At 64.8% G+C, this 12,695-nt stretch carries 9 protein-coding genes; 8 read left to right on the forward strand and 1 reads right to left on the reverse strand.

What is annotated here, in order from left to right:
- Window position 1: 1 nt before the first annotated feature.
- The 6 genes from FHG09_RS12475 to FHG09_RS12500 all read left to right on the forward strand — a co-directional run bounded on the left by FHG09_RS12475 (window position 2) and on the right by FHG09_RS12500 (window position 9,840).
- Window positions 2-1,546: an ABC transporter permease gene (locus FHG09_RS12475; protein ID WP_152347972.1), complete on the forward strand. Its 1,545-nt coding sequence runs from the start codon at window positions 2-4 to the stop codon at window positions 1,544-1,546.
- Entirely contained in the window at window positions 1,543-2,574 is a 1,032-nt protein-coding gene (locus FHG09_RS12480) for an ABC transporter permease (protein WP_152347973.1), read from the forward strand. The genes FHG09_RS12475 and FHG09_RS12480 overlap by 4 nt, the downstream gene beginning before the upstream one ends.
- Window positions 2,574-4,496 (forward strand): ABC transporter ATP-binding protein, encoded by a 1,923-nt coding sequence (locus tag FHG09_RS12485; protein ID WP_152347974.1) that lies wholly within the window; start codon window positions 2,574-2,576, stop codon window positions 4,494-4,496. The genes FHG09_RS12480 and FHG09_RS12485 overlap by 1 nt, the downstream gene beginning before the upstream one ends.
- 249 nt (window positions 4,497-4,745) lie before the next feature.
- Window positions 4,746-6,656: a translational GTPase TypA gene (gene typA, locus FHG09_RS12490; RefSeq protein ID WP_152347975.1), complete on the forward strand. Its 1,911-nt coding sequence runs from the start codon at window positions 4,746-4,748 to the stop codon at window positions 6,654-6,656.
- A gap of 52 nt (window positions 6,657-6,708) precedes the next feature.
- The gene (locus FHG09_RS12495; RefSeq protein ID WP_152347976.1) at window positions 6,709-8,031 is read left to right on the forward strand and encodes a PIG-L family deacetylase; all 1,323 of its coding nucleotides are present in this window, start codon (window positions 6,709-6,711) and stop codon (window positions 8,029-8,031) included.
- Between the two features lie 48 nt (window positions 8,032-8,079).
- Complete coding sequence (locus tag FHG09_RS12500) at window positions 8,080-9,840, forward strand: VanW family protein (RefSeq protein WP_227492742.1); 1,761 nt, start codon at window positions 8,080-8,082, stop codon at window positions 9,838-9,840.
- A 69-nt stretch (window positions 9,841-9,909) separates the two neighbouring features.
- On the opposite strand, the gene FHG09_RS12505 is transcribed toward FHG09_RS12500, so the two are convergent.
- A complete protein-coding gene (locus tag FHG09_RS12505; RefSeq protein WP_152347977.1) occupies window positions 9,910-10,995 on the reverse strand; it encodes a GNAT family N-acetyltransferase in 1,086 nt (361 codons plus the stop codon).
- A 190-nt stretch (window positions 10,996-11,185) separates the two neighbouring features.
- Between FHG09_RS12505 and fdxA the strand changes: the two genes are divergently transcribed.
- Window positions 11,186-11,512, forward strand: coding sequence for a ferredoxin (gene fdxA / locus FHG09_RS12510; protein WP_039210571.1), 327 nt, complete (start codon window positions 11,186-11,188; stop codon window positions 11,510-11,512).
- Between the two features lie 3 nt (window positions 11,513-11,515).
- Window positions 11,516-12,634, forward strand: coding sequence for a succinyldiaminopimelate transaminase (gene dapC, locus FHG09_RS12515; protein WP_152347978.1), 1,119 nt, complete (start codon window positions 11,516-11,518; stop codon window positions 12,632-12,634).
- Window positions 12,635-12,695 lie beyond the last annotated feature (61 nt).

Genomic DNA, 12,695 nt, shown 5'->3' on the forward strand with positions numbered 1-12,695 from the left:
CATGATCAGATTCATCCTCCGACGATTGCTGTCGACGGCGCTCGTGCTTCTCGTCGTCACCTTCGTCCTCTACCTGCTCCTCAACGTCGCCCTGGACTTCTTCTGGGACCTGCGTGCGAGCACCTCACCGAACATCGAGGCCCTCTACGAGTCGCGTCGACGGCTCCTCGACCTCGATACCCCCGCAGTCGTCCGCTACTTCAAGTGGCTGGCAGGCGTCGGCGGCTGCGCCATCGGCCAATGTGACTTCGGCATCGCCTGGAAGTCCGGCCAAGAGGTCACCGACCAGCTGCAGGGCGCGATCGTCAACACGATCAAGCTCATCACTGCCTCGACGATCGTGGCCATCATCCTCGGCATCGCCGTCGGCATGATCTCGGCCATCCGCCAGTACTCGGGCTTCGACTACTTCATCACCTTCGTCTCGTTCCTCCTCTACTCGCTGCCCGTCTTCTGGGTGGCGGTGCTGCTTAAGCAGTACGGCGCGATCGACATCAACAACTTCATCAACGATCCGACCCTGGAATCCTGGTGGCCGATCATCATCGGCTGTGTGGCCATGGGGCTGTTCTGGATGGGTGCGCTCGGCGGCAGCGCCAGACGGCGAGCCATCACCTTCGCAGCCGCCGCACTCATCACCTTCGGCACCATCTACTACATCCTCGCCAGCGGCTGGATGCAGCACCCGACGATCGGCCTCCTCGGTGTCGTCGTCATCGGTGCCGGCGCGGCCATCGTCATGACGTATCTGTCGACGGGGCTGAAGAACCGTCGCGTGCTCTATGCCTCGCTGACCACAGTCGTCATCGGCGCGCTGCTCTACTGGCCCCTGATGAACCTCTTCTACTACGTCGGAATGAACTGGCTGTGGATGTTCGGCCTCCTCATCGTGACTATCGCGATCGCCGTCGGCGTCGGCCTGGCGTTCCGGGGCCCCGACCCCTGGGACACCGCACGGACGACGAGCTTCACCGCCATCATCGTGGCCGTGCTCATCTTCGCCGACCGCGTGCTGCAGGGCTGGCAGGAGTATTCGGACGATCCGGCCATCAACAACCGCCCGATCGCGACGATCGGCGCATCGGCACCGAACATCGACGGTGACTTCTGGATCACGAACCTCGACTCGTTCACCCACCTGCTGCTGCCGTCGATCGCGCTGGTCCTCATCTCCTTCGCCTCCTACACCCGCTACACACGCGGTTCGATGCTCGAGGTCATGGGACAGGACTACATCCGCACTGCACGAGCCAAGGGCCTCAACGAGCGCACGGTGATCATGCGCCACGCTCTGCGCAATGCGCTGCTGCCGTTGGCCTCGGTCATCCCCGTCGACATCATCACGATGATCGGCGGCGCCGTCATCACGGAGACGATCTTCGGCTGGAACGGCATGGGCAAGCTCTTCATCGACTCGATGCGACAGTCAGAGCTCGACCCGGTCATGGCCTACATCCTGATCACGGGTCTGCTCGCCATCATCGCCAACCTGGTCGCGGACTTCCTCTACGCCGTCCTCGACCCGAGAATCCGAGTGAACGCATGAGTACCAACAACGACAATCAGAACGCTCTCGCTCTCGACGAAGTCGGGGACAATGCGATCGAGTCGAAGGAAACCGAAGGCCTGTCGCAGGGCAAGATCGTCCTGCGCAAGTTCCTCCGCCACAAGGGTGCGATGATCAGCATCGTCGTCCTCGTGCTCGTGGCGATCTTCGCCTTCAGCGCACAGGGCTTCGCGGGCATTCCCGGCTGGTGGAAGTTCAGCCACACCGCTTCGGGTCCCGTGGTGAACCCCGGGGGAGCACCGACCTGGTCGTTCTCGAACTTCTTCTCGCCGGGTGACCACCCCTTCGGGCAGGACGAGATCGGCCGGGACAACTTCGCCCGAGTGATGAAGGGGACGCAGATCTCTCTCGTCGTCATGTTCATCATCGGCATCGTCTGCCTGATCATCGGCACGATCGTCGGCGCAGTCGCCGGATACTACCGCGGTTGGGTCGATTCGGTCCTCATGCGCATCACCGACGGTTTCGTCATCCTGCCGGTCATCGTCGTGGGTTCGATCCTCGGCGTCCTCGTCGGCGGCGCGAACGGACCTCTGCTCGGTGTGGCACTGGGCTGTATCCTCTGGGTCGGGCTCGCACGACTCGTCCGCGGTGACTTCATGTCTCTGCGCGAACGCGAATTCGTCGATTCGGCCCGCGTGGCGGGTGCGAGCGACTTCCGGATCATGTTCAAGCACATGCTGCCCAACGCCATGGGAGTCATCATCGTCAACACGACGCTGATCATGAGCCAGGCGATCGTGCTCGAAGCCTCGCTGAGCTACCTCGGCTTCGGCATCAAGCCGCCCGGCATCTCGCTGGGCCAGCTCATCAGCGAATACCAGACCTCCTTCGCCACGCGTCCGTGGCTGTTCTGGTGGCCCGGTCTGTTCATCATCGTCATCGCTCTGTGCGTGAACTTCATCGGCGACGGACTGCGCGATGCGTTCGACCCGCGGATGAAGACCATCCCGAGCTGGAGGAAGATGAAGAAGGCCGAACGCATGGCACAGAAAGGGGCGAAGTGATGGCTGAGAAGAAAGCAGACACCCAGCCGAAGAAGGGTTCCCCGATCCTCGAGGTCAACGACCTCGGAGTCCAGTTCTGGGTCAGCGACGAATGGTGGATGGCCGCCGAACACCTCGACTACACGGTCAATGCCGGTGAAGTCCTGGCCATCGTCGGCGAGTCCGGTTCCGGCAAGTCGCAGTCGAGCATGTCTCTGCTCGGGCTGCTGCCGAGCAACGGCCGGGCCGCCGGTTCGGCGAAGCTCAACGGCCGTGAGCTCATCGGAATGCCGCCGGAGAAGATGCAGGCCCTGCGCGGCAACGACATCTCCGTGATCTTCCAGGAGCCGATGACCGCGCTCAACCCGGTCTACACCGCCGGGTATCAGATCGTGGAGACGCTGCGCGTCCACCTCGACATCGGCCCCAGCGAGGCCAAGGAACGAGCGCTCGAGCTCATGCGCCTCGTCGAGATCCCCGATCCGGAGGACCGGTTCCATTCGTTCCCGCACCAGCTCTCCGGCGGCCAGCGTCAGCGCATCATGATCGCGCAGGCTCTGGCCTGCCAGCCGAAGCTGCTCATCGCCGACGAACCGACCACGGCCCTCGACGTGACGGTGCAGGCCGAGATACTGAAGCTCATGCGTGAGCTGAAGTCGAAGCTCGACGCCGGAATCATCCTCATCACGCACGATATGGGCGTGGTGGCGGACATGGCCGACCGCATCATCGTCATGCGCGCCGGCCAGGTGGTCGAATCGGGCACAGCGGAGGGGATCTTCTACAACCCGCAGCATCCGTACACGAAGCAGCTCCTCGAGGCTGTGCCCCACCTCGGTGCGGGAACCGAAGACGAAGTGTTCGGCGGCAGCATCGGCGACGTCGAGGCCTCCCTGAGTGACATCAGCTCCGATCAGTCCTCGCACGCTGCGGACCCGGTCGGGCAGCCCGACACCGGCGCCGGCGGCGATGGTCTCTCCGAGGCCGGAGCTGCCGATATGGCCATGGCCGAGGCGCGTGCTCAGGCGAGCGAGCAGGATCGCCGAGACATCGAGATGGATTCCACGGAGACGTACTACCATCCTGGCTCGCAGGCGGACTTCTCGAAGCCCTCGGCCCTGCAGCTGCGCGATGCCGCGATCGAATATCCCGCGATCGGACGGAAGAAGGCGTTCCGCGCCGCTCACCACATCAACCTCATGATCGCCCCCGGCGAAGTCGTGGGTCTGGTCGGCGAATCCGGGTCGGGCAAGACCACGATCGGGCGCGCCGCTCTGGGCCTGCTGCCCACTGTCGAAGGCGATATGGTCGTCAACGGCACGAGCATCAAGGGCCTGAGCAACAAGCAGATGCGACCGCTGCGCAAGGAAGTCGGAATCGTGTTCCAGGATCCCGGCTCCTCGCTCAACCCGCGACTGCCGGTCGGGGAGTCGATCGGTGAGCCGCTCTACCTCCATGAGGCGATGAAGGGGCCGGAGCTGAGCAGGCGGGTCGAGGAGCTGCTGACCGCGGTCGAACTGCCGACTTCGATGCGCAACCGCTATCCGCACGAACTCTCCGGCGGTCAGCGTCAGCGCATCGGCATCGCCCGTGCACTGACTCTGCGACCGAAGCTGCTCATCGCCGATGAGCCGACCTCGGCGCTCGACGTGTCCGTGCAGGCGAAGGTCCTCGACCTGTTCGAGGGCCTGCAGCAGGAATACGGTTTCGCGTGTCTGTTCATCAGCCACGATCTGGCTGTGGTCGAACGCATCGCTGAGCGCATCGCGGTGATGCGCCACGGTTACCTCGTCGAGATCGGAAAGTCCTCGCAGGTCGTGTCGAACCCCGTCCACCCGTACACACAGCGGCTGCTGTCGGCGGTTCCGGTTCCGGATCCGAAGGAGCAGCGCAAGCGTCGGGAGGCCAGGGACGCGGTCCTGGAGGCCACGATGAACGCCTGAGCCCTCCGCCGGGCAGGAGGCGATGGCCTCGCCCGCCGTCGAATGTGGTCACAGCACCGAGCCAGATCGGCCCCAACGGTCGATTCTCCTCGGCGCTGTGACCACATTTCGCATTCACCGCACCGACTGACCCCACTCATCGCTGTGCGCAGTCGCGCACCCCGGCTGTCGTTGCGAATGCCTCAGTGGCCGTATAATTGTCTGTTGGGTCCGGGCTGGACCGATCTCTCTATCTCAAAAAGGTTCTTGATGACTGAAGCCATCACACGACGGGATAACCGCCGAAACGTAGCAATCGTCGCACACGTCGACCACGGCAAGACCACTCTGGTCGATGCCATGCTCCGGCAGACCGGTGTGTTCAGCGAACACGGCGACTTCGCCGAACGCGTCATGGATTCAGGCGACCTCGAACGCGAGAAGGGCATCACCATTCTCGCGAAGAACACCTCGGTCCTCTACAACGGCCCCTCGGCCGGTGACGACCCCATCGTCATCAACGTCATCGACACTCCCGGCCACGCCGACTTCGGCGGAGAGGTCGAACGCGGACTGTCCATGGTCGACGGCGTCGTCCTCCTCGTCGACGCCTCCGAAGGTCCGCTGCCGCAGACCCGCTTCGTCCTGCGCAAGGCGCTGGCCGCGAAGCTGCCCGTCATCCTCGTGATCAACAAGACCGACCGCGCCGATGCGCGCATCGACGGAGTCGTCGAGGAAGCCCAGGACCTGCTCCTGGGACTGGCCTCCGACCTCGCCGACGAAGTGCCCGATCTCGACGTCGACTCCGTCCTCGACGTGCCCGTCGTCTTCGCCGCCGCGAAGGCAGGTGCCGCCTCCCTCGAACAGCCCGCCGATGGAGCGGTCCCGGACAACCCCGACCTCGAGCCGCTGTTCAAGACCATCCTCGAGACGATCCCGGCACCGGAGATCAACTCCGACGGCATACTCCAAGCTCATGTCACGAACCTCGACGCCTCACCGTTCCTCGGCCGTCTGGCACTGCTGCGCATCTTCGGCGGCACGCTGAAGAAGGGGCAGCAGGTCGCCTGGGCCCGCGGTGACGAGATCAGCTCGGTGAAGATCACCGAACTGCTCGAGACCCAGGGTCTCGACCGAGTGCCCGCCACGGAGGCTTCGGCCGGCGACATCGTCGCCGTGGCCGGCATCCCGGACATCATGATCGGTGACACGCTCACCGACATCAACAACCCGAAGCCGATGCCGGCGATCATCATCGACGATCCGGCGATCTCGATGACCGTGGGCATCAACACCTCGCCGCTGGCAGGCCGTGAGAAGGGCACGAAGGTCACCGCTCGCATGGTCAAGGACCGCCTCGACCAGGAGCTCGTCGGCAACGTCTCCCTCAAGGTCGTCCCGACCGAACGTCCCGACGCCTGGGAGGTGCAGGGGCGCGGAGAGCTGGCCCTGGCCATCCTCGTCGAGCAGATGCGTCGCGAAGGCTTCGAGCTCACCGTCGGCAAACCTCAGGTCGTGACCAAGCAGGTCGACGGCAAGCTCCATGAGCCCTTCGAAGAGCTCACGATCGACGTTCCGGAGGACTACCTCGGCGCCGTGACCCAGCTGCTCGCCGCACGCAAGGGCATCATGTCGACCATGACGAACCACGGCACCGGCTGGGTGCGGATGGAGTTCAAGGTTCCGGCTCGCGGTCTCATCGGCTTCCGCACCCGGTTCCTCACCGAGACCCGCGGCACCGGAATCGCAAACACGATCTCGGCCGGATACGGTCCATGGGCCGGCAACATCGAGTTCCGCATCAACGGATCGCTCGTGGCCGACCGCCCCGGAGCCGTCACCCCGTACGCGATGATCAACCTGCAGGACCGCGGCACCTTCTTCGTCGAACCGACCTCCGAGGTCTACGAGGGCCAGATCGTCGGCGAGAACTCGCGCGCCGACGATATGGACGTCAACATCACGAAGGAGAAGAAGCTGACGAACATGCGTTCGGCATCGGCTGACAGCTTCGAGAACCTCACCCCGCCGCGCAAGCTGACCCTCGAGGAGAGCCTCGAATTCGCCCGTGAGGACGAATGCGTCGAGGTCACCCCGGGTGCCATCCGCATCCGCAAGGTCGAACTCGACCAGAAGGAACGCGCAAAGCTCTACGCGAAGATGCGCCGCCAGAACGCCTGAACCGGATTCCCAGAGCCGGCAGCACCGAATGACCTCGAACACCCAGGAACCAATGACTGTTACGCCACGCGTCCTCCTCGTGCACGCTCATCCCGACGATGAGACGATCACGACGGGCGGCACGATCGCCGCATTGGTCTCCGAAGGTGCCGAGGTCATGGTGCTCACCGCCACCCGTGGTGAGGGCGGCGAGGTCATCCCCGCCGAACTGAGACACCTCGAAGGCGACCGTGCCGGTCTCGCCCGCGTCCGGGAACAGGAGATCGCCGAGGCGATGCGTGCCCTCGGTGTGAGCATGCACACCTTCCTCGGCGGGACCACCCGGACCTTCGAGGATTCGGGAATGGAGTGGGGGCCGGACGGACACGCCCGCCCCGCGTCGACGATGCCCGACAACGCCCTGTGCGCGGCCGATGTCACGACCGTGGGCCGGCATATCGCCGCCGTCATCGATGCCTTCGAACCGCATGCGATCATCACCTATGCCGCCAACGGCGGATACGGACACCCCGATCACGTGCGGGTGCACGAGGCCACGACCCTGGCTTTCGACCTCGCCGAATGGCGGACCGGTCGGCTCCTCTGCGTCGACACCCCCGCCGAGGCGGCCCGCCGGTCGTTCGACTCGAACCAAGACGGATTCGCCGCCACCGGATTCTCCGCGGCCGAGACGATCCCGGCCAAACCCCCGATCGGTGAGATCGTCATCGACCAGGACGTCACCTCGGTGCTGCCGGCCAAACGCGCTGCCCTGGAAGCGCACCGCACTCAGGTGAGCGTGTCCGGCGGATTCTTCGCTCTGTCGAACAGCGTCGGTCAGAAGATCGGCGACCACGAATACTTCTCCATCGGCGCAGGGGCCCCGATCCCAGCCGAAACCCTCAACGGGGGACCGGCTCCGCACGTCCTCACCGGGCTCGACATCGCAGCGGTGGAAGCTCAGGAGAACGCGGCAGCCGCTGCGCCTCTGCGACGTCGTCGCGAACCGCGGAAACCCGGAATCTTCGCCTACCTCCACTCCGTCGTACTCGGACTGCTCATCGCCTTCCTCGGCACCATGCAGCACCTCAACGTCACGGTGATCAGCCTCGGTGGGACCCCGATCATCCTGCCGTGGGGACTCGTGCTGGCCCTGGCACTGGCCGCGGCGGGACTGTGGCATCTGAAGACGATGTACCGCAGCAGCGCCCCGATGCTGGTCGCAGCCGTCATCATCGCCGTACTGTCCTTCGCCTTCGGCCAGCCGAAGTGGCTGCCCGGCTCCGATATGATCGTGACCGGCCTGCTGCGTTCCGTTGTGTGGCTGCTCGGACCGATGGTCCTGGCCGCTGTCTTCTCCTTCATCAACGTGCGCGGGCACGATCGCACTCGCTAGACTCGTGCGAACCGCACCGAATCAGTCGATATCGACACCCTCGGGAGAATGATGCCGACCACGACCTTGTCCGATGGAACCTCGAACCCCGGCGGGCCCGACCCGTCCGGCAGCGATGCCCGGAAGAGGAGGATCTGGCCCTTCATCCTCCTGGCAGTCCTCGTGCTGGCCGCCGTCTACGTCATCATCGGCTTCTTCAGCGGACGAGTGCTGGCACCGGGGACGACCGTGGCCGGAATCGACATCGGCGGCAAGTCCGCGACGAATGCCGAGACCACCCTGCGCAGTGAACTGCGGGACGAGGCAGAGAAGGTCATCGTCCTGAAGGCAGGGGAGCCGACCGCGAAGCTCGACCCGAACAAGGCCGGAATCACCTTCGACGCCGAAGCCACGGTCGACCGCGTCACCGGCTTCAGCCTCGACCCCACCGTCATCTGGCAGCGCCTGTTCGGCGAAGACGACGTCGATCCCGTCATCGACGTCGACGAGAAGAAGTTCGACAAGGAGACCTCGAAGGTCACCGAATCCCTCGCCGTCGAACCCACAGACGCGGAACTCGAGTATGAGAAGACCACACCGAAGGTCAAGGACGGCAAGAAGGGCCAGACCGTCGACTCCGCAGACGTGCGCACCGCCGTCGACGAGCATTGGCTGCGCACCGAGGAAGCTCTGCCGGTCAGCCCGACGAGCATCGATCCCGATATCACCACGGCCGAAGCCGAAGACATGGCCGACGGTTTCGCGAAAGACGCCGTGAGCAAGGACCTCACGATCACTGCGAAGCCGGGCAAGGATGCGGACTCCGAGGTCAAGGGCGGTGATCTCACCGTGTCTCCGAAGATCGTTGCGAAGACTCTGACCTTCAAGGCCGAGGACTCGAAACTCAAACCGGTCTTCGATCGGGACGAGCTGCAGAAGTCGGTGCTGGCTGCGAACAAGGACATCGGGCGACCGGCCGAAGACGCCGGGTTCGAGATCAAGGACGGCAAGCCCGAGGTCGTGCCCTCCCGCGATGGAATCGGGATCAAGGCCAAAGAGCTGACCACTGCGGTCAACGACGCCATCAACGGCGAGGACGACAAGCCCAGCGTCACCCTGGCCTCCGTCAGACCCGAGTTCACGACGAAGGACGCGAAGAAGGCGGACGTCTCCGACACGGTGTCGCACTTCTCCACCGGGTACAGCTCCGAACCCAACCGCGACACCAACCTGCGGGTGGCCGCGAAGAAGGTCTCCGGCACCGTGCTCCAGCCCGGTGAGCAGTTCTCCCTCAACGAAGCATTGGGCCAGCGCACCGCCGCGAACGGCTACAAACCTGCCGGCGTGATCTCCGACGGGCAGATGAAGGAAGACTACGGCGGAGGAGTCTCGCAGGTGTCGACGACACTGTTCAATGCCGCATTCTTCGCCGGTTTCGACCTCGATGAGCACCAGGCGCATTCGCGCTATATCTCCCGGTACCCCGAAGGTCGGGAGTCGACCCTCGACTGGTCTTCGATCGACATGAAGTTCACGAACAATTCGAAGACCCCCGTCGTCCTCGACATGTACCTCAAGGACGGTGAAGTCCACGCGAAGGTCTTCGGCACTAAGAAGTACGAGGTCTCGGCCGACGCTTCGGACCGGTTCAACCACACCTCACCGGGGTCGGTCACCGAAAGCGGAGCCTCGTGCACCCCGCAGTCGCCGAAGGGCGGCTGGTCGATCCGGATCACCCGGACGATGAAGGACATTGCTTCGGGCAGGACCACGGAAGACGGCTTCACCACGGTGTACCGGCCGGTGAACGAGGTCGAGTGCAAGGGCTGAGCCCGCACGAGTCTGCCTCACTCTGAGCCGTTTCGCCGCAGCCCGCAGCCCGCGGCCCGTCCCGTCCGCTCAGTCTGCTTCGGCGTACCAGGACCGGTGACGCACGGTCGCCCCGAGAGAGGCGAAGAGGTTCACCGACGCTTCATTGCTCGACTCGATGTCGACGAGGTAGGACCGGACTCCGCGTTGTGCGAGCAGCGTTGCCGCGGCACCGGCCACCGACCGTCCGGCGCCTCGTCGGCGGAGATCAGGGCGGGTGATGAGGTTGGTGATGACACCCCATTTGCTGCGCTCGACCACTCGGCAGGCCGCCACCATCGACCGAGACCCATCGGGATGCTGAGCATAGGCGGTGACGAACTCACACGGCTGATCGGCTTCGATGAGCGTACGGAACGCCTCTTCCGCTCCCGGTTCGTCACCGGGGCTGCGCTGGGACGTCCACGCGGCGAAATGCTCCTCGGTCGGCGCATCGGAGACGTCGATGATCAGGCCGGGCGCGGCCGCCTCGGCGGGGGAGGACGCACCACCGGCCGCCTCAGCGGTGGCACCGGTGAGCAGGAGGACCGCCTCGGAGGGTGTGTAGCCACGAGCCGAGAGGAGGGGAGCGAGCCCCTCGCATTCGGGTGCCAGCGCTGAGGAATCGTCGGCGGAGTAGATCTGGATGCGGCTGGGCCTGCCTCGAGTCCGATACCATTCCTCGACGGCGTCGAGTCCCTGTTCCCAGCCCAGACCCGAATCGGTCACCGGCAGACAGGAATTGGCCCGGCGGGTCGCGGATTCCGAACTGCGCAGCAGCCAGCCCTTCTGCAGCAGGCTGACCTCGGCGGCCGCCTCGGTGCCTTCGTTGCGCAGGTTCTCCACGTGCAGCCAGGACACATCGTGGGGAAGCCAGGCGGCCGCGGAGATGCGTCGCAGATCCACGACGGAGACGATCTCGTGGGTGCGTCCGGCCTTCGTCGGAGCCGGCGGCACCTCGTGGACGAGGAGGATCTGGTCGCGAGCGATGCGCAAGGGCCCGCGCTTCGCATCGATCTCGAGCCCCGCCTCGTCGACGGCTGTGACGACGCCGAGGGCATCGGACGTCGAATGGGTGTCACCGGGGTTGAGCGAATACCGCACGACCACTCGTCTGCCGGGCTGCAGATCGTCCACTTCTGGCCTTCCTCCGCGAAAATGATGCCCTCCCACCCTATGACACAGCGGTCCCTCCGGGGCGCAGGCGTGAGCGGGGATGTCAGATGCAATGTGAATCACCTGACACCGGTGGTCACGGGAATCGGGCGAAGGCGTATTGTGGAGTCTATATGCGCACCATCTGTGAGTCTTTCGAGGAGTCAGTCCAGTGACGTACATCATTGCCCAGCCCTGTGTCGACCTCAAGGACAAGGCCTGCATCGACGAATGCCCCGTCGACTGCATCTACGAGGGCGAACGCAGCCTCTACATCCATCCCGACGAATGCGTCGACTGCGGTGCGTGCGAACCCGTGTGCCCCGTCGAGGCCATCTTCTATGAAGACGATGTGCCCGACGAATGGGAAGAGTACTACAAGGCCAATGTCGAATTCTTCGACGACCTCGGTTCGCCCGGAGGCGCGGCGAAGCTCGGCAACACCGGCAAGGACCATCCGATCATCGCCGCCCTGCCGCCGCAGAACCACGACGACTGAACGATGACGAACTCTTTCGGACTCAACCTGCCGGACTACCCGTGGGACCGGCTCACCGAATTCCGTCGCCGGGCCGCCGAGCATCCTGACGGAGTGTGTGACCTCTCCATCGGCACTCCCGTCGACCCCACCCCCGAGGTGATCCGTCGTGCACTGGCCGAGGCCGGAGACGCCCACGGGTATCCGACGACTGCCGGGACCCTGCAGCTGCGCGAAGCAATTGCGTGGTGGTACGAGAACTGGCATTCGGTGCAGCTCGATCCCGCGACCGAGGTTCTGCCGACCGTGGGCTCGAAGGAGCTCGTGGCGTGGCTGCCGACGCTGCTGGGCCTGCGTGAGCGCGGTCTGGTCGTCGCCTGTCCGTCAGCCGCCTACCCGACCTATGAGATGGGTGCGACGATCGCCGGAGTCGAATGCCGTCGCATCGACGCCGAGCAGATCGTCGACGGAGCCTCGTTGGAGGGCGTGGGGCTGCTGTGGATCAACACTCCGAGCAACCCGACGGGCGAGGTCCTCGGTGTCGACACCCTCGCCGAGGTGGTCCGCCGTGCTCGTGCCGCCGGAGTCGTCGTCGCCTCGGACGAATGCTACGGACTGCTCAACTGGGAGTCCGATGAACCGGCGCCGAGTGTGCTCTCGGCCGCGGGGGAGTCCTATGCGGGCGTGCTCAGTGTGTATTCGATGTCGAAGCAGTCAAACCTCGCCGGCTATCGGGCGGCGTTCGTCACCGGTGATGCCGAGCTCATCTCCGATCTCATCCGAACTCGTAAGCACGCGGGTATGATCGTGCCCTTCCCGATCCAGGAGGCCATGGTCGCGGGCCTGCGCGACACCGAGCATGTGGCAGCACAGAAGGAGACCTACCGGTCACGGCGTGTCCGGCTGCGAGCCGGACTCGAAGACTTCGGATTCCGCATCGACCATTCGACCGCCGGTCTCTACCTGTGGTCGACCGCCGACAAGAACTGCTGGGACTCCCTGGCCGACCTCGCCGAACTCGGCATCGTCGCAGGTCCCGGCGAGTTCTACGGAGCGGCGGCTGCCGATCATGTGCGGATTGCGCTGACCGCGGCCGACGAACGCATTCAGGCCGCGGCCGAACGTCTGCGAGCCGGCGCGTAGACGGACCTTCGCCCGGGAGTCGATGGAACTTCGCACGAGGATTCCAATGGTTTCCGAGCGT

Origin of the sequence: Brevibacterium sp. CFH 10365 (genome assembly GCF_009299785.1) — a bacterium.
GTDB lineage: Bacteria > Actinomycetota > Actinomycetes > Actinomycetales > Brevibacteriaceae > Brevibacterium > Brevibacterium limosum.